The organism is Arthrobacter sp. 05L417 (assembly GCF_056397865.1).
In genome coordinates, this window is sequence record NZ_JBFTOG010000004.1 from 21,458 (window position 1) to 43,006 (window position 21,549).

Genomic DNA, 21,549 nt, shown 5'->3' on the forward strand with positions numbered 1-21,549 from the left:
GAAGAATAGAACCCATGTACATCCCAGCGCATTTCGCGGCCGGTCCTGACGTGATCCACGACCTCCTGACGCGGCCAAGTGCGGCGAATCTGGTCACCATGTCGCCGCAGGGCCTGCTTGCCACGTTCCTGCCGCTCATCTACGATCCCGCGATCGGTGAACACGGTGCACTCCACGGACATCTCGCCCGGACCAACCCGCAATGGTCCGAGCCGGCGATCGGGGAATCGCTCGTGATCATCCAGGGTGCGGACGCCTACATCTCGCCCTCTTGGTACGCATCGAAGGAAGAACATGGACGCGTCGTCCCGACCTGGAATTACTCCACGGCGCACGTCTACGGCAAGCTTGCCGTCCACGATGATGCGGCGTGGCTCGGGAACCATGTCAGGCGCCTGACCGAGCTCAACGAAGCCCGTTCCGAGCGGCCGTGGTCCGTGGACGACGCGCCGGAGCGCTACGTCTCCGGCCAGTTGCGTGCCATCGTCGGCATAGAACTGGTGATCACCCGCATCGAAGCGAAAGCCAAACTGAGCCAGAACCGGCCGGACGCGGACATCGACGGGGTCGTGGCAGGGCTCGACGCCCAAGGCCACAAGGAGATCGCAGCCGACGTTGCCCGCGCCCGGCAGGTAAGACCGCGCCGGGACGCCGGCCGCGTCTAGGCAACGCCCTCCGCCTAGGCAATTCCCTCGCCTAGGCGGGGAGCTCCCGTTAACGGAGCTCCCCCTTAACGCAACGGCCCCCTCCGTCCGGAGGGGGCCGTTGTCTCTATGAAGTTTTGTCAGCCGGGTGGCCGTTGGGGCCAGCCATTTAGGCTAGTCAGCCAGGACGGGTTCCTTCTCCTGAAGGCGACTCGTCTCGTCGTGCCAGTCCGAGGTCATCGGCCGCAGCGTGGCCTCTACTGCACGTGCGTGGTGGCCGCAGAACAGCAGCTCACCGCCGGAGGACTCGAGTACAACGCGGACATATGCCTGGGCCCCGCAACGGTCGCACCGGTCGAGTGCATTGAGTGTGCGGTCTGCAACTGCTGTTGTCATGTTCGGCCTCCTTAGTAGTTCTGTGTATCCATATAACCAGCATTCGAAGCAAAACCATGGCAAGGATGGGTCACGTTCGCTGTCCGCGTATCACATGTGCGTAACACCGGGAAGTGGCGTCCAGCACGATTGGGAGTGGCAGCTCTCGTCCGGGCTCCGGGGCAGCTAGCCTAGGAGGAGTGTTTTTTGCCTCTGTTACACCCCCGAAGGAGCGCCCCGCCTGTGGCACCGAGTTCTGAATACAACGCCCGGCACCTTTCAGTTTTGGAAGGCCTGGAGGCCGTCCGCAAGCGTCCGGGCATGTACATCGGTTCCACCGACTCACGCGGCCTCATGCACTGCTTGTGGGAGATCATCGACAACTCCGTGGACGAAGCGCTGGCGGGCTTCGGGCACGACATCCAGATCATCCTCCACGCGGACAATTCGGTGGAAATCCACGACGACGGCCGCGGCATCCCGGTGGACCTGGAACCCAAGACCGGGCTCACCGGCGTCGAAGTTGTCTTCACGAAACTTCACGCGGGCGGAAAGTTCGGTGGCGGTTCCTACACGGCGTCCGGCGGTCTGCACGGCGTTGGCGCGTCCGTGGTGAACGCGCTCTCGGCCCGTCTGGACGTGCAGGTGGACCGCGGCGGAAAGACATACCAGATGTCTTTCCGCCGGGGCGAGCCCGGACGATTCAAGGACATCGGCTCGAAGCCCAGCCCGACGTCCGTCTTCGAACCGTTCGTCGAGAACTCGGTGCTCGACGTCGTGGGCAAGGCCAAGCGGGGCGTCACCGGCACCCGCATCCGCTACTGGGCGGACCGGCAGATCTTCACCCCGGATGCGAAGTTTGCCTACGAGGATCTGGCGGCGCGCGCCCGCCAAACGTCTTTCCTTGTTCCGGGACTCAAGCTCACGGTCCGTGACGAGCGCCGGCTCCCCGGCACGCCCGGCGAGAGCGGCCCGCACCAAGAGGTCTTCCACCACGACGGCGGCATTTCCGAATTCGTCGACTTCCTCGCCGCGGATTCGGGCGTCACGGATATTTGGCGGCTCCATGGCGCGGGCAAGTTCAAGGAAACAGTTCCGGTCCTTGACGAAAACGGGCACAGCAAGATCGCCGAAGTGGAACGCGACTGTGAAGTGGACATCGCGCTCCGCTGGGGGATCGGCTACGAAACCACCATGCGGAGCTTCGTCAACATCATCGCCACGCCCAAGGGCGGCACGCACCAGGCAGGCTTCGAACAGGCCCTCCTGAAGACCTTCCGCAAGGCAGTCGAAACGAACGCACGCAAGCTCAAAGCGGGCAACGACAAGATTGAGAAGGACGACGTCCTCGCCGGCCTCACGGCAGTCCTGACGGTCCGCTTGGCGGAGCCGCAATTCGAGGGCCAGACCAAGGAAATCCTGGGCACTTCGGCCGTCAGGGCGATCGTTGCCAAGGTGGTCGAGGATGAGATCACCGCGCGCCTGAACTCGGCGAACCGCAACGACAAAGCCCAATCCGCCCTGCTGCTCGAGAAAATCGTCAGCGAGATGAAGTCCCGCATCTCGGCACGCGTCCACAAGGAGACGCAGCGCCGGAAGAATGCGCTGGAAACCTCGTCGATGCCCACCAAGCTGGCAGATTGCCGCACGGACGACGTCGGGCGCTCCGAGTTGTTCATCGTGGAAGGTGACTCTGCCCTCGGCACCGCCAAGCTGGCGCGGTCCTCAGACTTCCAAGCTCTGTTGCCGATCCGTGGCAAGATCCTGAACGTGCAGAAAGCCTCGGTGGGTGACATGCTCTCCAACGCGGAGTGCGCAGCGCTCATCCAGGTGGTGGGTGCCGGTTCGGGCCGGAGCTTCGACATCGATGCCGCCCGGTACGGCAAGGTGATCCTGATGACCGATGCAGACGTCGACGGCGCCCACATCCGTACGCTGCTGCTCACCTTGTTCTTCCGGTACATGCGTCCCATGATCGACGAGGGCCGGGTATACGCGGCAGTGCCGCCGCTGCACCGGGTGGAAGTCATCAACGCGGGCCAGAAGGCCAACGAGATGATCTACACGTACTCGGAAGCCGAACTGCACGTTCTGCTGGCCAGGCTCGCCAAGGACGGCAAGCGCTACAAGGAGCCGATCCAGCGCTACAAGGGCCTCGGTGAAATGGATGCCGAGCAGCTCGCCGAGACCACCATGGACCCGCGCCACCGCACCCTCCGCAAGGTGGGCATCGAGAACGCCAAGATGGCCGAGGACACCTTCGACCTGCTGATGGGATCGGACGTCGCCCCGCGCAAGGACTTCATTATCGCCGGCGCTGCGGACCTGGACCGGGAACGCATCGACGCCTGATCCAGCTGGCCTGCGTTCAGCAGGCTCACCGAGCCCTTCAGGCCTGCAGGGCGTTCAGCCGAGCAAGCCCGGCACAATCAGCAGGCCTGTCGGCACGGCGAGCAACATGGCCGACGCCGCAAGGACCAGGGCGCGCTGGGCTGCCGGAAGCGGCGGCTTGGGTGAGAGCAGCCGGCTGACGCGCGACGCCGTCGTGCGGGGTGAATCGGCACCGCCCGTGCCGCTCAAGGTGCTGTCTTCGGGGGAAGCGTCCTGACCGCTTGTTCGGGGAGGCGCGAATTGCTCCACGGGACGGGCGGAACCGCTGGCCACGATCGCGATCGCTTTGATGAGTGTCCCCTTGCTCTCGGTGCGCAGGGCCACGTCATCGGCGAGCATTTCGATCAAGGAGTTGACCGCGACCTGGGCGAGGCGCGTGGTGGGGAACCAAGGCAGTGCCTGGCGCCACGCCGCGAAGGCCCACAAGAGAAGGTCGTGGCGTTGCGAGAGGTGGGCATTCTCGTGGATGAGGACGGCCCGGAGTTCGGCAGGCTCCAGGGCAGCCATCAGGCCGTCGGACAAGACGGTCACGGACCTTGCGCCGCCGGGCAGGCAGTAGGCAACGGGGGAGTCGTGGTTGATGACCACGGTGCCGGTGCCGTCGTCGGACGGTGAGGCCAGAAGCGCGAGGAGTTCGCGGTGCCTCCGCCGCTGCCGTTCGATCTTGACGTAGGTGAGCAGCAGGGTGAAGACGAGATGGGCGCTCAGTAGCGCCGCGGCGGACAAAGCGAACAAGTGCCAGAAGCCCAGTGCCGTGGTGGGCTCGTTGTGAAGCACCATGCCGGCCAGGGAACGCAGGCCCGCAATGAGGTTGTCGCCGATAGGCTCAAGCCCGTAGACGAGCATGGCCCCGATCATGGACAGGCCACCGGCGAGTGCGATGGCTTGCCAGAGGACCATGGCCATGAAAGGCGCGCGCGACGGCCATTCGGCGCGCGACAAGAGGACAGGAACCGGCCAGGCCAGCACCAAAGCAAGGACCGCCAGAAAATATGAGGTCCAGAACATGGGTGGTTAGTTTTTGCCGAGCAGCTTGCGCAGCGTGGCAGCTTCACTCTCGCTCACGGAACCGATGAACCGGGCCAGCACGGCCTCGCGGTCCGGGGCGGAGCCGAGGGCCTCGTGCATGAGGTCCGCTGTGTGGTCCGCGCGGCTCGAAACAGCCTGGTAGCGGTGCGGGCGGGTGCCGCGTTCGCGCTCCACGAGGCCCTTCTTCTCAAGGCGGGACAACACCGTCAGCACTGTGGTGACTGCGAGGTCCTTGCCTTGGTGTCCTGCAATGCCATCCGTGGCGGCAGAATCCTGCGCCAGCAGATCACGAAGTTTGTTGGCTGTCGCAGCCTCCTGGCCCGCCCAAAGGAGATCCATGACCGCCCGTTCCAGTTCGCCAAGACTTGCCATCAATGCATCCCTACTTTCCGCACTTGCCGCCCGTCGTATGGGCCGGGGGAAGTGCGATGATCCAACATTCCACCCTCAATCTACCGCTTTTTAGGCGACGATTCTACGTGAGGTAGAACATGCGGCGCGTCGTGTCCTTGCGGCACTGTGACGCCACTGGAAGAGTGGTGAGCACATCGCAAGGGAGTGTTCTACACTGTGTAGAAGTAGTTGTTTCTACGCAACGTAGAAAATGGACGCCGCAAGCGGGCGGCGGGACAATAAGGACAGCCATGGACGCCTTGGAAATCGCACGCTGGCAATTCGGAATCACCACGGTCTACCACTTCATGATGGTGCCGTTGACCATCGGGCTGGGGCTTGTCGTGGCAGTCATCCAGACTCTTTGGTATCGCACGGGCAAGGTTGAATACCTGCGGATGACCAAGTTCTGGGGCAAGCTCTTCCTCATCAACTTCATCATGGGCGTGGCCACGGGCATCGTGCAGGAATTCCAATTCGGCATGGCCTGGAGCGAATACAGCCGATTCGTCGGTGACGTGTTCGGTGCGCCCCTGGCCCTGGAGGCGCTGCTGGCCTTCTTCGTGGAATCGACCTTCCTGGGACTCTGGATCTTCGGCTGGAAGCAACTCAAGCGTGGCGTCCACCTCGCGTGCCTCTGGATCGCCGTGATCGGCTCGGTCTTCTCGGCGTACTTCATCATCGTGGCCAACTCCTGGATGCAGCACCCCGTCGGCGTCACGATGGTCAACGGGCGTCCCGTCATGACCGACGCGTGGGCAGTCTTCACCAACAACACCGCCATGGTGGCCGTACCCCACACGCTCTTCGGCGCGCTGGCGGTTGCCGGTGCGTTCCTTCTGGGCATCGCCTGGTACCACCTCTGGCGCCGCCGGCACGACGGTATCGACACCGTCGGAGCGGATGGCCGGGCCGTCGCGGGCGAAGCCGACATTCCCGGACGCGACAAGGCCGACTACAAGGTGTGGATCACCTCCCTGCGGATCGGCGCCGTCGTCGCCATGATCTCCTTCGCCGGAACCGCCATCACCGGCGATCTGCAAGGCAAACTGATGTTCGAACAACAGCCCATGAAGATGGCCGCGGCCGAGGCCGCCTGCCACGACGGAACCGGCTTCTCCGTGCTGAGCATCGGCAACCTCGGGTCCAAGAACTGCAACGACATCGTGGCCGTGATCGAGGTCCCCGGCATCCTTTCCTTCCTGGCCAAGGGCGATTTCACCACGGAAGTGAAGGGCGTCAACAGCCTCCTGGACGAATACAAGGCCAAGTACGGCACCCACCTGCCGGACAATCCCCTCTACGGCGATCGGGCAGGCCAGGACATCCAGTACGTACCGGTCATGGAAGTCACCTACTGGGGCTTCCGGATGATGATCGGCTTCGGCGGGATCGCTGCCCTTGCCGCTTTGCTCGCCCTATGGGTCACGCGCAAGGGCATGGTCCCGCAATCCCGCTGGATCATGCGCCTGGCGGTGTTCGGCATCCTGGCTCCCTTCGGCGCCAACGCCGCCGGCTGGATCTTCACCGAAATGGGCCGGCAGCCGTTCGTCGTCGCGCCCAATCCGGACGCCAGCGGAATCGACCAAGTGTTCATGTTCACGGCCGCCGCCGTCTCACCAGGCGTCTCCGCCGCCGAGCTCATCACCTCGCTGGTGGTGTTGGCCTCCATCTACGCGGTCCTGCTGGTGGTGGAAGTCCGGCTACTGGTCAAATACGCCCGCGGAGGCGTGGTGTCCGCGATGCCGGAGCTCGCCGAAGCGCATGACAAGAAAAAGAAGGACGACGACGGCGGGACCCCGGGTGCACCGGGCCAGCCCGGCGACAGCGACGACGTCCTGGCATTCGCCTACTAGGAAGCAGAGGGATCTTTCGAATGGAACTGTTGCCTACCGTCTGGTTCGTCGCCATCGCCGTGCTGTGGACGGGTTACCTCTTCCTGGAGGGCTTCGACCTCGGCGTCGGAATGCTCATGAAGCTCTTCGCCCGGAACAACACTGACCGCCGGGTGCTGCTGAACACGATCGGCCCGGTGTGGGACGGGAACGAAGTGTGGCTGCTGACCGCGGCCGGTGCCACCTTCGCGGCCTTCCCGCTGTGGTACGCCTCGCTGTTTTCGGCGCTCTACCTGCCGCTGCTGATTGTCCTGGTGGCCCTGATCCTCCGGGCGGTGGCTTTCGAGTACAGGGGCAAAGTTGACACCGCGCGCTGGCGGACCGTCTGGGACTGGGCCATCGCCTTGGGCTCGTTCACGGCCGCGTTCGGCATCGGCGCCGCGCTGGCGTTGACCACTACCGGGCTGCCGATCGACTCGAACGGCGACCGCCAGGGCGGCCCCTTTGCCTGGTTCAGCGGATATGCCGTGCTGGGCGGTATCGCCGTCGTCGCGTTCGCCCTGGTGCACGCACTGGCGTTCCTGGCCCTGAAGACCGACGGCGAAGTGCGCCACCGTGCGCGCCGCTGGTTCGTGCGACTCGCCCCGTTGTCCCTCCTGCCGCTGCTGGCATGGATGGTGGCCGTGCAGCTGCTCAGCGGCAAGCCGTTGACGTGGATCCTGGTGGTCCTCGGAGTCGTGGCGGCGGCAGGGGCATGGGTCCTCGCCCGCAAGGGTGCTGAGGGCAAGGCGTTCGGAGCCCTAGGTGCGTTCCTGGTGTGCGCCACTGCTTCCATCTTCGGCGCGGCGTTCCCCGTGGTCATCCCGTCCACTTTGAACCCTGCCTTCAACCTCACCATTTCCAACGCCTCGTCCTCCGCCTACACCCTGGGGCTGATGAGCATCGTGGCCGCCGTCGGCTTGCCCCTCGTCATCGCCTACCAGGCCTGGACCTACTGGGTGTTCCGCCGCCGCGTAAGTGCCGCACATATTCCCGCCGCACATGGTTTCCTCCCGGCCATCGCGGCCAAGGTCCTGGTGGGCCATGCGGCGTCGGGCGGACCAGCTGCCAAACACGCACCCCACGACGCCGGCGAGTAACGGATGAAGCCCCAGCTGCCCGCAGGACCCGCCACCCGATCCGCCTTGTACTTCCTTGGCCTGCTGTCCGCACTCAAGGCTTTGTCCCTGGTCCTGATTGCGCAGGCCATCGCGGAGATGCTGTCCGGACTTGCGGCGGGCGGCATGGGGTGGCGCGAAGGACTCCTGTGGGGTGCCGCTGGAGCGGTCCTGCGGTCCCTGACGGTCTGGGGCCAGGGAGTCGCGGCGCGCCGCGCGGCCCTCGGGGTCAAGGAAGAGCTGAGGTCCAGGCTGCTGGGACGCGCCCTCGGCCCCGGTGCTGCGGGACGAGTCGGCGAAGTGAACGACGGCGGGCTCGCCGTGCTTGCCACCCGCGGACTTGACGCATTGGACAACTATTACACCCAGTTCCTGCCCGCCTTGGTCAATTGCGCCGCTCTGCCTTTGCTCCTCGGCGCGCGGATCCTCTTTGCGGACTGGGTCAGTGCCGTGGTCGTGGTGCTGACCTTGCCACTGGTCCCGCTGTTCATGGTCCTGATCGGCCGCCATACCGAGGACAGGGTCCACGAAGCCCAATCCTCGCTGCGGAAGCTCTCGGGGCACATCCTGGAGTTGGCCAAGGGACTTCCCGTGCTGGTGGGGCTGGGCCGCGCGGGAGAACAGCGCGCAGCCCTCGAGGACCTCTCCGAGGAATACCGCTCGCGCACCATGGGAACCCTGCGGACTGCCTTCTTGTCCGCCCTCGCCCTTGAGCTGATAGCCACCATCTCCGTAGCCGTCGTGGCCGTCTTCATCGGTGTGCGACTTGTGGCGGGCGACATGGGCCTGGAAGCAGGCCTGCTGGCCCTCATCCTCGCCCCCGATTGCTATCTTCCCCTGCGCGAGCTGGGCACGGCCCACCACGCCAGCGACGACGGGCGCGAAGCGTTGGCAGCAGCCAACGCCGTGCTTGACTCGCCTGCGGGACGCCCGCTGAATGACGGGTACGACGCCACCGCGCCGGCCAGCAACGCCGCGCCAGCCGGCAGCGGGGCGCCAGCCAGCAACGCCGCGCCAGCCGGCAACGGCGGGCCAGCCGGCAGCGGGGCGCCGGCCGGCGTCGTGGTCACCGGACTGACGGTGACGTACGCGGTAAGGGTGGCTGCCGCCGTCGGGCCCATCGACTTCAAGGCTCCGGCCGGGCAGATCACCGCGCTTGACGGCCGCAGCGGTTCGGGCAAGAGCACCATCCTGGGTGTCCTCGCCGGCACGATCGGCGACGGTCCGCTGGCAACCATCGAAGGTTCCGTCACCGGCGTGGGCGCCGGCGCGGTGGCTTGGGTTCCGCAACATCCCGTCATGGTTGCCGGCACGGTGCTGGACGAGGTGGTCCTTTACCTGAACGGCCGCAATCCCGGCCCCGGGTCCCAGGTCGATGCGTCGATGGACCCCGGATCCACCGCCGATGCGGACACCGCGCGGGCCATGAGCTGCCTGGAGCAGGCCGCCGCGGAGCACCTCGCGTTCAAACATCCCGCCGAGTTGAGCCCCGGCGAAGTGCGTCGGGTGGCCGTGGCGCGCGGCTTGGCGCGCGTCGACGCGGGTGCCACGGTCCTGCTGCTCGACGAACCCACCGCACACCTGGACGTCGCGTCCGCGGACGCCATCCGTTCGGCCATCTCGGGGCTGCGGGGGGCCGCGACTGTCATCCTGGTGGCCCACGACGCCGCCACCCGGAAGCTGGCGGACAACGTAGTGAAGGTCGACGGCGGGAACGTCGGCGGCGGGGAGATCGACCGAAGGGCGGCGCAGGAGCAAGCAGGCCCCGCAGGGCTGGAATCCGCCGCACCCGCGTCAGCTCCGCTTCCACGGGACACGAATCCCGCAACCGCACCGGCGGGGGGAATTGAACCCCCCACCGGCATCTCCACGCTCAAGGCCCTGGCGCGGATCCTGGCGCCCGTCCGCTACAAGTTCGCATGTGCCACGCTCCTCGCGGCGCTCGCAGCCTTGTTTGCCGTGGCGTTGTCCGGGCTCTCCGGCTGGCTCATTATCCGGGCCAGCGAACAACCGCCCATCCTGTACTTGCTTGGAGCGATCGTTGGAGTCAGGTTCTTCGGCATAGGCCGGGCGGTGCTGCGGTACGCCGAACGCCTCGTCGTCCACGACACAGTCTTCGCCGCGATGACAAGGCTCCGGGGCGCGCTCTGGGCGAATCTCAGCGCGCGCGCCCTGTCCTTGCGACGGCTCCTGCAGGGCGGCAATGTCCTCGGAGCGGTGGTGGACGACGTCGACACGCTGCGGGACGTGCTGCCGCGCGTCGTGCTTCCCCCGCTGTCCGCACTCGCCGTCGCGGTGTCGGCGGTGGTCGCCTCGGCGGTGCTGGTTCCCGCCACCGTACCGGCGGTTGCCGCGACCGCCGTGGTTGGCCTGGTCCTGGCTCCTCTTCTTGCACTGGTGGCGGACCGGAACGCGGCACGCGCCGAGCAGCAACTGCGCTCACTCGTGCTGCGCGACGTTGCCCTGGCCCTCGACGCGCGCGCGGAGCTCAGCGCCAACGGCGTCGCCGGCCCGGTCCTGTCATCCCTGACCCGGAGGGACACTGCGGCCACGGCGGCCGCGCAGCGTTCCGCGTGGGCTGACGGAATCGGCCAAGGGTTGACCGTGCTTGCCTGCACCCTGGGAGCCCTGGCGGCCGGCCTTCTCGCCGCACCTTCGGTGCAAGCCGGAACTGTCGCGCCGGCCGTCCTGGCCGTCGTCGTCCTTGTTCAGCTGGCCCTCGCGGAACCCTACGGGGCGGCAGTGTCCGCCGTGCGGCAGGGTCCGGCTTTGGCCGCGGTACTGCGGCGGATCGCCCGGTCAGGGGCCTTCGATACGCCGGAAGCCGACGGCGGTGTGCTGACGTTGCCGGAGCGACCCGACGGCTCCGCGGGGATGCTGCTGGATGGCCTCGAAGCGTCCTGGCCCGGCGGCGCGCCGGTGTTCAGCGGGCTCAGCGCCGAAGCGGCCCCCGGACACTGGCTCGCGGTCACCGGCCCCTCCGGCTCGGGGAAATCCACGCTGCTCTCCGTGCTTCTTGGCTTCCTGCCGGCATCATCCGGGAGGGCCAGCGTCAGCGGGAGGGCCGCTTGGTGTCCCCAAGAGGCCCACCTCTTCGACTCCACGATTCGCGGCAATTTGCTGCTCGCCCGCCCGGCCGGCAGCAAGCCTTCCGAAGCGGACATGTACAAGGCCTTGGGCGCCGTCGGGCTTTCCGGAGTGGTATCCGGGCTCCCCGGTGGCCTCGATAGCCGCATAGGTCCCTCGGGTTCGTTCCTGAGCGGCGGCGAACGCCAACGGCTCGCCATGGCCCGCACGCTCCTCACCGGGGCAGCTGTCCTGCTCCTGGACGAGCCAACTGCCCATCTCGACGCCGAGGCCGGGCGCCTCATGATGGCGGAGCTGCGCGCCGGGCTAAAAGACGTCACAGTGGTCTTGGTTACCCACAACCCGGCCGACATCGCCGGGGGAGATTCCCGGCTGGATCTCGGCTCGCCGTCGGCGCTCCCGGAGCTGGTGCGCGGGAGCTAGCCCGAAGTTACGTTTGTCCGAGCCGCCCGAGGGTGGCGTCCACCGACTCGACGATATTGTCCACGAGTTTCCGCGCGTCGTCCTCCCGGATGAGCGGCGTGGATTGGCCGGCCCACAGCGACATCAGGTCCGGGATTCCCTGTTCGGCCGCGGCGGGCCGGAATTTGCCGGTCAGCCAGTTCTGGATCGGGAACGGGGCATGCGCGGAAGGATCGGCGAGCTCCGCGATGATCCGGTTGGGGATGCCACGTGCCAAGCGGCCGCTGAGGGCGCGGGTCAGGACGGTGTGGGCGGCGTCGGGTCCGCGCATCGCGGCCAGGTGTGCGGGACTGATGGCTGACTGCCGCGTGGCCAGGAAGGCCGAACCGATCTGGACCGCGTCCGCGCCAAGCGCCAAGGCTGCAGCGACCCCACGGCCGTCGGAGATGCCGCCAGCGGCGATGACCGGGACCGAGACGGCATCCACCACCTGAGGTACCAGGGCCATGGTCCCCACGAGCGAGTCCTCCGGGGCGCGCAGGAAGGAAACCCGGTGTCCGCCCGCCTCCATCCCCGTGGCGACGATGGCGTCCACGCCGCCGGCATCCAAGGCCACGGCTTCGTCAACCGTGGTTGCAGTACCGACCACCACGATGCCGTTCTTGTGAGCCTCCTCGATGACAGCCCCGGACGGAACACCGAACACGAAGCTCAGCACACCCGGGCGGGCGTCGACGGCCGCTTGAATCTGTTCCTGCAGATCGGGCAGGTAGGTTTCCGGTTGCGCGGGTGGCTCCACGCCCACCAGCTCGAAATACGGCCGGAGGATGTCCACAAAGGCGGCGAACTGCCGGGCATCCGCGGTTGGCGGCTCTTCGCCCTCGATGGGGAGCCAGAGATTCAGTGCGAACGGTTTCCCGGTGGCCGCCCTGAGGTCGCGGGCCGTGGCGGCAATCCGTCCCGCATCGTATCCGTAGAGGCCGTAGGAACCCAGCCCGCCCGCCTCGCTGACCGTGGCCGATAGCTCCACCGACGACAGGCCACCGAAAGGACCGAGGACGATGGGCAGGTCAATATTGAAGAGGCGGGTTGCCCGCGTGTCTTTCCACGACATCGCGGCGCCTAGCCGTCCACGTCGTGCAGGTGATGGACGACGTCGTGCAGGAAGTACTGGGCAAACGTCAACACGGTGAACGTCGAGCCGTTGCTCCGGACCCCCGTGCGGGGCCACTCGTCTTCGTGGACAGCGGCGAAGGAGTTGGCAATTTGAGTGCCCTCGGTGGCCAGCTGCGCAGTGACTTCCGCGGGGTCCGCATTGGCGTAGTCGCCGTCGATCGCGGCCTTGTCCTGGTCCCAGTTGGCGAAGTGCGCGTCGTCCTCCCGCAGCATCAGGTTCAGGCGCTGGTCGAAGAGGCTAAAGACGTCCCGCACGTGGCAGGCATACTCCAAGGGCGACCACGTGTGCTCGTCCGGGCGCGTGGACGCGTCTTCCCGGCGCAGAACGGCCCGCCAACGCGGCAGCATGTTGAGGACTGTCCCCGGGACAGTGGACGGGGTCACAGTGGCGGCGTCGAAGCCGCATTCGGGACAGGGCGTGGACAGGACCCAGGTCCAGTCCTTGTCATCGGGAATGATCGGCATGGCAGTAGTCTAGGGCCCGGATTACCGATCCGGGCACACTGCCCGGCGAGCGGTCCATCCCAGGTCTGATCAGACCGATCAGGAGTAAAGTTTGTGCTGGGGAAGCCTGGAAAGTGAAATTGCCATGCTTAAGGATCTAAACGTCGCCGGAGTGCTCCCTGCCAGCGATATCGCCCGCGCCCGCGACTTCTACCGCGACAAGCTCGGCCTCGAACCGGACAACCCGGAGGCCACAGACAACCTGATGTACAAGTGCGCCAACGGCACCGCGTTCCTGCTCTACGAGACGCCGAACGCCGGGACCGCCAAGAACACCCAGTTGGGATTCCAGAGCACGGACCTGGACCAGGACATGGCCGACCTCAGGGAACGCGGAGTTGTCTTCGAAGAGTACGACTTCCCGGGCCTGAAAACCGAAAACGGCGTAGCCACCATGCCGAGCGGAGAACGGGGAGCCTGGTTCCTCGACACGGAAGGAAACATCCTCAGCATCTCGACGATGTAGCCCGGCATAGTCAGGACCAAGCACAGTCGCGACGTAACAGTCAAAGCCTACTTCCGGTCAATTTTCCCCGGGGTTCCCTTCTTCCCACGCCATGCTCGCACCGATGGCATCTACAGGCTGGGAGAGGGGAACGCCGGAGCCGTCGCGGCGGCCGTGCTCCTGTGGGAGGGCCCGGGCAACGCCGGCGCTGGATGACGCCTTCGCCGGGCCGTGGCCCGCCCACCCGAGCAGGAGCGTGTCTTCACCCTTGAGGAAACGGTGGGCCCGCACGCCTCCCGTCGCCCGGCCCTTGGCCGGATACTCCTCGAACGGGGTGATCTTCGCCGTGCCCGGAGCGGTCCCCGGCAGAGCGCCGTTGCTGCCCGCGATCGTCACGACGACGGCGGCAGGGTCGTTGGCGCGCACCGCGCCGAAGTGGATGACGTCGTCGCCGTCCCCCAGCTTGATACCCGCCATGCCGCCCGCGGTGCGGCCCTGCGGCCGAACGGCGGAGGCGCTGAAACGCAGTAGCTGCGCAAGCCGGGTCACGAAGACCAGGTCGACGTCGTCGTCCTGGGCCGGCTCCACGCCCACCACAGTGTCCTTGTCCTTGAGCGCGATGACTTCCCAGTCTTCGCGGTTCAGCGGGTAGTCGGGCTGGACGCGCTTGACGACGCCCTGGACCGTGCCGATGGCCAACACGGCATCCAGCGGCACGAACGCCACGAGCGATTCGCCCTTGAGCAGGGTGATGAAGTCCTTTGCCGCGACGCCCCCGGCAAGATTGGGCAGGCCGGAAACGGGCGGCAGCGCCGGCATGTCCATGACCTGTACCCGGAGCATGCGTCCCTGCGAGGTGACCGCGCCGATCTCGCCGCGCGCGGTTGTCTTGACCACAGAGCGGTAGACATCATGCTTGCTCCGCGGCCCGGATTCGGCCAGCGGCTCCTGGTTGGAGGTCCGCGCGATCTGGCCGGAAGTGCTGAGGAGCGCCCAGCAGGGGTCGTCGGGGATCTCGAGCGGGAGCGCGGCGGCCTTGCCCTTGCCCGCCGGGACGGCTGCCGCGAGCGCTGCGGCGACGGTGGGGGAGACTGCCTCGGACTCGAGGAGAACCGTGCGCCGCGGTGTGCCGTACTTCTCAGCCACCTCGGCCAATTCCCCGGATACCAGCTCGCGCAGGAGCACGTCGGACGCGAGGATCGCCTCGAGCTCGGCGATCTCCCGGCGAAGTTCTTCCTGCTCTTTCTCGAGTTCGATGCGCGAGTATTTGGTCAGTTGGCGCAGGCGGAGTTCCAGGATGTAGTTGGCCTGGATCTCGGACAGGTCGTAGATGGACATCAGCCGTTCGCGGGCCGCCGATGCCTCGTCGGAGGAGCGGATGATCTGGATGACCTCGTCGATATCGACGATCGCGATCAACAGGCCCTCCACCAGGTGGAGGCGGTCCTTTTTCTTGCCCAAGCGGAAGGCCGTGCGACGGCGTACGACGGACAGGCGGTGGCCGACGTAGACCTGCAGGAGCTGGAGCAAGCCCAAGGTCTGCGGCTGCCCATCCACCAGGGTCACATTGTTGATGCCGAAGGAGTCTTCCATCGGGGTGAACCGGTAGAGCTGCTGCAGCACGGCGTTGGGGTTGAAGCCGTTCTTGATCTCGATCACGAGGCGCAGCCCGTGCTTGCGGTCCGTGAGGTCCATGACATCGCTGATACCTGTCAGCTTTTTGGCGTTGACGGCATCCTTGATCTTCTCGATGACCTTCTCCGGGCCCACCATGTAGGGGAGTTCGGTCACCACCAAGCCGGTGCGGCGGGCGGTCAGCTGTTCGATTTCCACCTTGGCGCGGGTCTTGAACGAACCGCGACCCGTGGCATAGGCATCACGGATTCCGTCCAGCCCCACGATCCGGCCGCCTGTGGGCAAGTCCGGGCCGGGCACGAACCGCATGACGTCTTCCAGCGTGGCGTCCGGATTGGCGATGAGGTACCGGGCGGCCGCGATGACTTCCACGAGGTTGTGGGGAGCCATGTTGGTGGCCATGCCGACTGCAATGCCCGTGGTGCCGTTGACGAGCAAATTGGGGAAGGCCGCGGGCAGGACGTCCGGCTGGGTGAGTTGGTTGTCGTAGTTGGGGACGAAGTCCACCACGTCTTCGTCGAGGTGCTCGGTCATCGTCATCGCAGCCGCGGCGAGCCGGGCTTCCGTGTAACGCGGTGCTGCCGGGCCGTCGTCGAGCGAACCGAAGTTGCCGTGCCCGTCAATCAGGGGCAAGCGCAGCGAGAAGTCTTGTGCCATGCGCACCATGGCGTCATAGATGGCCGCGTCACCGTGGGGGTGCAGCTTTCCCATGACTTCGCCCACCACTCGGGCGCTCTTGACGTGCCCGCGGTCCGGGCGCAGGCCCATGTCGCTCATCATGTACAAAATGCGCCGCTGGACGGGTTTGAGGCCGTCGCGCGCATCGGGGAGCGCGCGGGAATAGATCACCGAATACGCGTACTCCAGGAAGGAGCCTTCCATCTCGGAAGTGACGTCGATATCGATGATGTTCTCGGTGAAGTCCCCGTGGACGGCGGCCGGGGCCGCGTTCGAGCGGGAGGGACTTTGGCTTCGTGCCATGGAGTCGGTGGATCCTTAAACGTGTACTGCGGAAGACTTAGCTAGGCTAAGCCTATGGTGGATCAGGCCGGCGCCGGCGTATATCCGGAATATTGGGAGGCCGATGTCGTGCTTCGCGACGGCGGAACGGCCCACTTGAGACCTATCTCACCCGAAGACGCCGATGCGCTGCAGGCATTCCACACCGCGCAGTCCGAGACGTCCATCTACATGCGGTTCTTCTCGTTCAAGTCGAGGCTCTCCAGCAAGGAACTGCGCCGCTTCACCGAGGTGGACCACAAGGACCGGGTGGCGTTCGTCATCACCATCGGCGGAGAGATCGTGGGCGTCGGCCGCTACGACCGGCTCGATGATCCCGCCGAGGCCGAAGTGGCCTTCAATATTTCCGATGTCCAGCAGGGCCGCGGCATCGGCTCCATCCTGCTCGAACACTTGGCTGCGGCTGCCCGGGAGAACGGCATCCGCCGCTTCACCGCCGAGGTCCTGCCGGAGAACCGCAAAATGCTCCGGGTGTTCGCCGATGCCGGCTACGAGCTTGCGCGCAAATTCGACGACGGCGTCGTCAGCGTCGAATTCAACATCGACCCCACCGAAAAATCCCTCGCCGTCATGGAGTCGCGGGAGCACCGCGCCGAGGCCCGCAGCGTGCGGGACTTGCTGGCGCCGTCGTCGATCGCCGTGGTGGGTGCCAGCCGCCGGTGGGGGACCGTAGGGCACCAGTTGCTTGAGCACATCCTGGAGGGTGGCTTCACTGGCGCGGTCTATGCCGTCAACCCTGAAGCGTTCGAGCTGGCTGGCATGAAGTCCTTCGCCCGGATTGCCGACGTCCCCGGGCCGGTACAGCTCGCCATCATTGCCGTGCCTTACGAGGAAGTGCCGAAAGTCGTGGCCGAGTGCGGAGCGGCCGGGGTCAAAGGCCTTGTGGTCGCCACCGCCGGGTATGCCGACGACGGCGAGCGGGGGCTGCGGAGGCAGCGGGAGCTGGTGCGCCGGGCCAGATCCTATGGGATGCGCGTGATCGGCCCCGAATCGTTGGGGATTGTGAATACGAACCCGGACGTTTCCCTCAATGCCTCCATGGCCCCGAGCCTGCCCCGGCGCGGGGGACTGGGGCTGTTCACGCAGTCAGCGGCCATTGGGGTTTCCGTCTACGCCGCCGCGAGCCGCCGCGGCCTGGGCATTTCCTCGTTCCTCTCCGCAGGCAACCGCGCCGATGTCTCAGGCAACGACGTCATGCAGTTCTGGGAGGACGACCCCGATACTGTCGCCGTCGGGCTCTACCTGGAGTCGATCGGCAACCCGCGCAAGTTCTCCCGACTGGCCCGCCGCTTGTCGCGCAGCAAGCCGGTCATCGTTGCCAAATCGGATGTCACCGGGCTGCGCCTTCCGCCGGGGCATGTGGTGAGGACCACGTTGGCGCCCGCCGCCGCGTTGGACGCGATGATGCGCCAAGCCGGGGTCATCGCCGTCGAAACCATTGAACAGCTCATGGACGTGGCGCAGATCGTCTCCAGCCAGCCTTTGCCCAAGGGCCCGGCGCTCGCCGTCTACAGCAATTCCGCGGCCTTCGGGAAGGTCGTGGCGGACAACGCGGCGCCCCAAGGACTCGTCGTCGACAGGATCGTCACCGACGTGGACCTCGACGCGGGGATGTCCGCAGCGCAGGAGCAGCTGCGGAGCAGCCTCCGGAAGAATCTCGCGGACGATTCCGTGCATGCGGTGGTGGCGGCCATGGTGCCGTCCCGCAGCCTCACGATGGAAGCGATCGCCGGAGTGCTTGCCGAATGCGCAGCGGAGGCCGGCAAGCCCGTCGTAGCGGCCTTCACGGGGATCCTTGACGCTTCCGTGCAGCTGGATGGCGTGCTTGCTCCAAACGGCGAGTCCGGGCCATCCCTTCCTTGCTACTCGAGCGCGGGCAGCGCAGTGGCGGCCCTGGCGGCAGTGGTCCGATACGCGAAGTGGCTGGACCGGGACCAGGGCATGTTCGTGGAGCCTCCGGGTTGCGACCGCGAGGGTACCCGCCAACACATCGAACGGCTCCTGGCTTCCGTCACGGGGGAGCAATTGGTGCGGCTCGACGACGGCGAAGGTGCGGCCTTGCTGTCACGCTACGGCATCCCAGTGGTGCCGTCGGTTGCGTTCGAGAACGACGACGACGCCGTGGCCGCGGCTGAACTGCTCGGCTGGCCCGTGGTGCTCAAGACCACGGATCCCGCCCTCCGACACCGACTGGACCTCGGGGGTGTGCGGTTGGACATCGAGGATGCGGACTCGCTGCGTCGCAACATCGCGCAGATGCGTCACGCCCTTGAGCCTTACGGTTCGCCCGCCATCGAGGTCCAGGCGATGGCTCCCGTGGGTCAGGCCTGCACGTTCCGCGCCATCGAGGATCCGCTCCTGGGGCCGGTGGTGTCCTTCGGATTGGCGGGAGACGCCGTGAACCTCTTGGACGATTGGGCGCACCGGGTACCTCCGTTGTCCTCTGCCGATCTCCACGACTTCATCAGGGCCCCTCGCGCTTCCCTTAAATTGTTCGGCTACCAAGGGCTGCCTGCCGTGGACGTGGCTGCCCTCGAGGACCTGGGGGCACGGCTGGTCCGCCTCAAGGATGAACACCCTGAGATTGCCTTGGTGGAGTTCAATCCCGTCCTGGCCGGGACCCGGGGCGCGAAAATCCTTGCAGCCGAAGTGTGGATCGGGAACGCCGCACATCGCACGGACAGTGCCCGCCGTGCGATGCTCAGCTGAGCTGACGGTTGACCGCCAGAGGGCCGGACGGTTATGAAGTCCCCAGCCGATCTGTGAAAATGGGGGAATGAGCTCGAAGTCCCCGACGCCTCCGTCCGGTCCGGCTACCACCGGGCACCACGCAGCACACAACCACAGCTCGCAGGGGCAGAGCCTGGACCAGGCACTTCAACGGGCCGGTTTCTATCCTGTCCTTGTTGCCGATGTTGTGGCCGATGCCTTGGACGGGCGTGACTGCCTTGCGCACCTGGTGCATTTGGAAACACATTTCGACCGGGCCGAGGTCCGGCGGCACATCACGGTCCTGGTCCTCACCGAGGACATGCTGGTGATCACCCACGTCGATGACCAGCAGCTTGACGAAGCCGGCGAGCAGATCGTCGCCCAGATTTCCACGGAGTCCGTGCCCGTGGCACAGATCCGCTCGGTGGTCCTCAGCTACATGTATGCCCAGCCGCAGAACTACACTCCAAGCGACCCCGTCAGGGAGCTGACCCTGTCCATTGCCTGGTCCGGAGGCCAGCGTTTGGATGTCGGACCCGCCAGCTGCGGCGATCCCCAGTGCGAAGCCGACCATGGGTACACGGGCACCATCTCCCAGGAGGACATCGTGCTGCGGATCAGCTCCGAGGCCGACGGACCCAGGGCTGTCCAGGACGCGAAGATCTTCGCCCGCGCGCTGCGGGCAGTGAACACCGGCGCTCCCGGCCCTTCGGTCCACACCGGTTCCATCTCGGCTCCGCGACTCCGCTCGGGCGTTTTCGGCAACCGGCTGAGCCGCGGGCACCAGCGCTGATGGCGACGTCGGAACCCGTCGCCCAGGACACCGTCCCCGTTTCCAGCACCGTCCCTGAGCTTCCCGGCGCGCCGCTTTATGGAAGCAAGTCGATCGCCGAGGTCTTCACGAGCGCTGCGGCGAGCATGGGCCTGCCCGGTTTCGAAAACAAACTGCAATTGCCTGCATCGCAACGCGTGTGCGTCGTTCTCGCTGATGGACTGGGACGCAACCTCCTGAAGCAGAAGGCTGCCCACACCCCGTTTCTGAGGTCAATTGCGAATGCGGGCCAGGGAGCTGTTCCCGTGTGGCTTGATTCGGCTTTTCCTTCCACCACGGCATCGTCCTTGGCCAGCCTTGGAACCGGCCGTACGCCCGGTGAACACGGCATGGTGGGCTATGACGTCCTGGATCCTGCCCAGGACAAGGTGGTCAACCTGCTCGGCAATTGGGACGCCGGAGTCGACCCCCTGCGCTGGCAGCCGTTCCCGACAATTTTCGAACGCGTTGCTGCCGACGCCGACGTCGTCACGGTGAGCCTGCCCCAGTTCGGCGCGTCACCGATGACCCGCGCGGCGCTCCGCGGAAGCCGGTTCGTAGGCGGCACCTCGCTCCATGCCCGAACGGCAACGGCGGGGGAGGAAATGGCCGCAGGGACCCGCTCGCTCATGTACTTCTACGTCAACGAACTGGACAAGGCCGGGCACCGCTACGGCTGCCAGTCCGATCGCTGGGAGCACCAGCTCGAAGAAATCGATTCGACGGTCAAGAGGCTCTCTGCGTCACTGCCGGCGGGGACAACCATCCTGCTCACCGGCGACCATGGAATGCTGGACGTCCCGGAGTCACAGCGCATCGACTACTCCGCCGATCCTGCCCTTATTGCCGGGGTCCGGCATACGGCGGGCGAGCCACGCATGGTCCACCTGTACCTCGAACCCGACGCCGGACAGCGTCACCGGGGAGCCCTGTTGGATGCCTGGCGCACCCGCTTCGGCGAGCGGATCTGGGCCTTCACCCGCGAGCAGGCCCTTGAGGCAGGTCTCTTCGGGGACCTGCGAGCTGAGGTTTCCCCCCGGATCGGGGATGTCATGATCGCCGCCCGCGACGCTTTGGCGCTCTACGATGTCCGCCGCGTCCGTCCGACTGCCTTGGAAGTGGTGGGGCAGCACGGTTCGCTGACCAAGTCGGAGCGCGAAGTTCCGCTGCTTTGCTTCCAAGCCGGAGGTCCCAAGGGCCGCCGTGGCTGAACTCATTTTCTTCTCCGGAACCATGGACTGCGGCAAGTCCACCCTCGCTTTGCAGATGGACTACAACCACCGTGCGCGCGGGCGGGGCGGGGTGCGCTTCAGTTGCAACGACCGGGCCGGCGGTTCCGTCATTTCCAGCCGGCTCGGGCTCCAGACGGATGCGGTGGAGGTCATTGACACTACCGATTTCTGGGACGAGGTTGTCCGACGCAGGACGACCGGCCTCAAGGTGGACTACCTGATTTGTGATGAAGCCCAGTTCTACTCACCCGAACAAGTGGAACAGCTGGCGCGGGTGGTCGATGAGATGGGCGTAGACGTATTCGCTTTCGGAATCACCTCCGACTTCCGTACCCGGCTGTTCCCCGGATCCCAGCGTCTGGTGGAGCTCGCGGACAGGGTGCAGGTCCTGCAGGTCGAAGCGCTTTGCTGGTGCGGCCGCCGGGCAACACACAATGCGCGGACCGTGGACGGCATCATGGTGGTCGAAGGCGAGCAGGTCGTGGTGGGAGACGTTGCCATGGAGGCCGGCCGGGTGGAGGCTACCCCGGAGCACATCCAAGCGTCGCAACCGGTCGTCGGGTACGAGACCCTATGCCGCAGGCACTACATGCGCCGGGTCACGGCACACGGGGCCAACCTCATGGCGAGCCGGGACCAGTTGCTGCCGTTCGACGTCGACGCTTGCCTTTGGCACGGCGCCAGCTGAAGCTGCCGGGAAC

At 66.2% G+C, this 21,549-nt stretch carries 16 protein-coding genes; 10 read left to right on the forward strand and 6 right to left on the reverse strand.

Translation table 11 applies throughout. From position 1 onward, the window contains the following. The first annotated feature begins 14 nt into the window (after nucleotides 1-14). Complete coding sequence (locus tag AC1DJW_RS05175; RefSeq protein WP_459341065.1) at nucleotides 15-665, forward strand: FMN-binding negative transcriptional regulator; 651 nt, start codon at nucleotides 15-17, stop codon at nucleotides 663-665. A 153-nt stretch (nucleotides 666-818) separates the two neighbouring features. Here the strand turns inward: AC1DJW_RS05175 and AC1DJW_RS05180 are convergent, their stop codons facing one another. After that, on the reverse strand, nucleotides 819-1,040 hold the full coding sequence (locus AC1DJW_RS05180; protein ID WP_284752004.1) for a DUF7455 domain-containing protein: 222 nt from the start codon (nucleotides 1,038-1,040) through the stop codon (nucleotides 819-821). Nucleotides 1,041-1,262: 222 nt separating this feature from the next. On the opposite strand from AC1DJW_RS05180, the gene AC1DJW_RS05185 reads away from it, so the two are divergent. Continuing rightward, a complete protein-coding gene (locus AC1DJW_RS05185) occupies nucleotides 1,263-3,371 on the forward strand; it encodes a DNA gyrase/topoisomerase IV subunit B (RefSeq protein ID WP_476900866.1) in 2,109 nt (702 codons plus the stop codon). Between the two features lie 54 nt (nucleotides 3,372-3,425). On the opposite strand, the gene AC1DJW_RS05190 is transcribed toward AC1DJW_RS05185, so the two are convergent. Next, nucleotides 3,426-4,418, reverse strand: a complete 993-nt coding sequence (locus AC1DJW_RS05190; RefSeq protein WP_284752006.1) for a M56 family metallopeptidase — start codon at nucleotides 4,416-4,418, stop codon at nucleotides 3,426-3,428. Between the two features lie 6 nt (nucleotides 4,419-4,424). Beyond that, nucleotides 4,425-4,811 carry a BlaI/MecI/CopY family transcriptional regulator gene (locus AC1DJW_RS05195; protein WP_078105520.1) on the reverse strand — a complete coding sequence of 129 codons (387 nt, stop codon included), beginning with the start codon at nucleotides 4,809-4,811 and terminating at the stop codon, nucleotides 4,425-4,427. 272 nt (nucleotides 4,812-5,083) lie between these two features. On the opposite strand from AC1DJW_RS05195, the gene AC1DJW_RS05200 reads away from it, so the two are divergent. The 3 genes from AC1DJW_RS05200 to cydD are packed head-to-tail and all read left to right on the forward strand — an operon-like array spanning nucleotide 5,084 to nucleotide 11,334. Then, the gene (locus AC1DJW_RS05200; protein ID WP_390282114.1) at nucleotides 5,084-6,688 is read left to right on the forward strand and encodes a cytochrome ubiquinol oxidase subunit I; all 1,605 of its coding nucleotides are present in this window, start codon (nucleotides 5,084-5,086) and stop codon (nucleotides 6,686-6,688) included. A gap of 20 nt (nucleotides 6,689-6,708) precedes the next feature. Beyond that, nucleotides 6,709-7,806 carry a cytochrome d ubiquinol oxidase subunit II gene (gene cydB, locus AC1DJW_RS05205; RefSeq protein ID WP_476900867.1) on the forward strand — a complete coding sequence of 366 codons (1,098 nt, stop codon included), beginning with the start codon at nucleotides 6,709-6,711 and terminating at the stop codon, nucleotides 7,804-7,806. A gap of 3 nt (nucleotides 7,807-7,809) precedes the next feature. Then, the gene (cydD, locus tag AC1DJW_RS05210) at nucleotides 7,810-11,334 is read left to right on the forward strand and encodes a thiol reductant ABC exporter subunit CydD (RefSeq protein WP_476900868.1); all 3,525 of its coding nucleotides are present in this window, start codon (nucleotides 7,810-7,812) and stop codon (nucleotides 11,332-11,334) included. A 7-nt stretch (nucleotides 11,335-11,341) separates the two neighbouring features. Here cydD and AC1DJW_RS05215 read toward each other — a convergent pair whose 3' ends face one another. Together AC1DJW_RS05215 and AC1DJW_RS05220 are read right to left on the reverse strand one after the other, a co-directional pair. After that, complete coding sequence (locus tag AC1DJW_RS05215; protein WP_476900869.1) at nucleotides 11,342-12,427, reverse strand: NAD(P)H-dependent flavin oxidoreductase; 1,086 nt, start codon at nucleotides 12,425-12,427, stop codon at nucleotides 11,342-11,344. Nucleotides 12,428-12,435: 8 nt separating this feature from the next. Beyond that, on the reverse strand, nucleotides 12,436-12,954 hold the full coding sequence (locus AC1DJW_RS05220) for a DinB family protein (RefSeq protein WP_284752011.1): 519 nt from the start codon (nucleotides 12,952-12,954) through the stop codon (nucleotides 12,436-12,438). Nucleotides 12,955-13,078: 124 nt separating this feature from the next. Here AC1DJW_RS05220 and AC1DJW_RS05225 point away from each other — a divergent pair, with 124 nt between their 5' ends. Further along, nucleotides 13,079-13,459 carry a VOC family protein gene (locus AC1DJW_RS05225; RefSeq protein WP_284752012.1) on the forward strand — a complete coding sequence of 127 codons (381 nt, stop codon included), beginning with the start codon at nucleotides 13,079-13,081 and terminating at the stop codon, nucleotides 13,457-13,459. A 57-nt stretch (nucleotides 13,460-13,516) separates the two neighbouring features. On the opposite strand, the gene AC1DJW_RS05230 is transcribed toward AC1DJW_RS05225, so the two are convergent. After that, nucleotides 13,517-16,054, reverse strand: a complete 2,538-nt coding sequence (locus AC1DJW_RS05230) for a DNA gyrase/topoisomerase IV subunit A (protein WP_476900870.1) — start codon at nucleotides 16,052-16,054, stop codon at nucleotides 13,517-13,519. A gap of 54 nt (nucleotides 16,055-16,108) precedes the next feature. On the opposite strand from AC1DJW_RS05230, the gene AC1DJW_RS05235 reads away from it, so the two are divergent. The 4 genes from AC1DJW_RS05235 (at nucleotide 16,109) to AC1DJW_RS05250 (ending at nucleotide 21,536) form a co-directional block, all read left to right on the forward strand. Further along, nucleotides 16,109-18,802, forward strand: a complete 2,694-nt coding sequence (locus AC1DJW_RS05235; RefSeq protein WP_390282406.1) for a bifunctional acetate--CoA ligase family protein/GNAT family N-acetyltransferase — start codon at nucleotides 16,109-16,111, stop codon at nucleotides 18,800-18,802. Nucleotides 18,803-18,869: 67 nt separating this feature from the next. Then, entirely contained in the window at nucleotides 18,870-19,598 is a 729-nt protein-coding gene (locus AC1DJW_RS05240) for a DUF5998 family protein (RefSeq protein WP_284752015.1), read from the forward strand. Next, nucleotides 19,598-20,827, forward strand: a complete 1,230-nt coding sequence (locus tag AC1DJW_RS05245; protein ID WP_476900871.1) for an alkaline phosphatase family protein — start codon at nucleotides 19,598-19,600, stop codon at nucleotides 20,825-20,827. The genes AC1DJW_RS05240 and AC1DJW_RS05245 overlap by 1 nt, the downstream gene beginning before the upstream one ends. Next, nucleotides 20,820-21,536, forward strand: a complete 717-nt coding sequence (locus AC1DJW_RS05250) for a thymidine kinase (RefSeq protein ID WP_476900872.1) — start codon at nucleotides 20,820-20,822, stop codon at nucleotides 21,534-21,536. Before AC1DJW_RS05245 ends, AC1DJW_RS05250 begins: the two co-directional genes overlap by 8 nt. Nucleotides 21,537-21,549: the final 13 nt, after the last annotated feature.

Bases quoted from the DNA above. Each gene is read 5' to 3' on its own strand.
- AC1DJW_RS05225 (WP_284752012.1), top strand. From the start codon at position 13,079: ATGCTTAAGGATCTAAACGTCGCCGGAGTGCTCCCTGCCAGCGATATC.
- AC1DJW_RS05200 (WP_390282114.1), top strand. From the start codon at position 5,084: ATGGACGCCTTGGAAATCGCACGCTGGCAATTCGGAATCACCACGGTC.
- AC1DJW_RS05220 (WP_284752011.1), bottom strand. From the start codon at position 12,954: ATGCCGATCATTCCCGATGACAAGGACTGGACCTGGGTCCTGTCCACG.
- AC1DJW_RS05195 (WP_078105520.1), bottom strand. From the start codon at position 4,811: ATGGCAAGTCTTGGCGAACTGGAACGGGCGGTCATGGATCTCCTTTGG.
- AC1DJW_RS05180 (WP_284752004.1), bottom strand. From the start codon at position 1,040: ATGACAACAGCAGTTGCAGACCGCACACTCAATGCACTCGACCGGTGC.
- AC1DJW_RS05190 (WP_284752006.1), bottom strand. From the start codon at position 4,418: ATGTTCTGGACCTCATATTTTCTGGCGGTCCTTGCTTTGGTGCTGGCC.
- AC1DJW_RS05240 (WP_284752015.1), top strand. From the start codon at position 18,870: ATGAGCTCGAAGTCCCCGACGCCTCCGTCCGGTCCGGCTACCACCGGG.
- AC1DJW_RS05215 (WP_476900869.1), bottom strand. From the start codon at position 12,427: ATGTCGTGGAAAGACACGCGGGCAACCCGCCTCTTCAATATTGACCTG.
- AC1DJW_RS05175 (WP_459341065.1), top strand. From the start codon at position 15: ATGTACATCCCAGCGCATTTCGCGGCCGGTCCTGACGTGATCCACGAC.
- cydB (WP_476900867.1), top strand. From the start codon at position 6,709: ATGGAACTGTTGCCTACCGTCTGGTTCGTCGCCATCGCCGTGCTGTGG.
- cydD (WP_476900868.1), top strand. From the start codon at position 7,810: ATGAAGCCCCAGCTGCCCGCAGGACCCGCCACCCGATCCGCCTTGTAC.
- AC1DJW_RS05230 (WP_476900870.1), bottom strand. From the start codon at position 16,054: ATGGCACGAAGCCAAAGTCCCTCCCGCTCGAACGCGGCCCCGGCCGCC.
- AC1DJW_RS05245 (WP_476900871.1), top strand. From the start codon at position 19,598: ATGGCGACGTCGGAACCCGTCGCCCAGGACACCGTCCCCGTTTCCAGC.
- AC1DJW_RS05235 (WP_390282406.1), top strand. From the start codon at position 16,109: ATGGTGGATCAGGCCGGCGCCGGCGTATATCCGGAATATTGGGAGGCC.